Here is a 290-nt window from a genome sequence, read left to right as displayed (position 1 = left end):
CTGTACATGAGGAATCCGACGACGCGCCCGCCGGCGACCACGGCCCGGGCGATCGCTTCGTCATCCTGCTTGGCCTCCGCCAGCGATTCGGCATTAGAAGCGACGAATCCCTGCTGCCGCGGCAACAGTTCGAGCGCCAGGATCGCCGCCCGGTTGCCCTTGCCGACGGGTTCCAGCGCAACCGGCTGATCGCTGATGCCGGCGGAACGCGTCACGGGGCGTGACCGATTTCCATCGCGCGCGCGTCGATCGGCGTCACGACGCCGTAAAGCTTCGCCGGGTTGCCGCGC

Annotated in this window: 1 pseudogene; it reads right to left on the bottom strand. The window is 68.6% G+C overall.

The features are described 5' to 3' along the window. A pseudogene (locus tag EN852_RS39650) lies at positions 1 to 215 on the bottom strand (GNAT family N-acetyltransferase); the annotation flags it as partial. Positions 216 to 290: the final 75 nt, after the last annotated feature.

It is taken from the genome of Mesorhizobium sp. M2E.F.Ca.ET.209.01.1.1, assembly GCF_004010375.2.
Classification (GTDB): Bacteria; Pseudomonadota; Alphaproteobacteria; order Rhizobiales; family Rhizobiaceae; genus Mesorhizobium.
The sequence above is the reverse complement of the archived record's forward strand: the minus strand, read 5'-3'. Positions and strand labels throughout refer to the sequence as shown.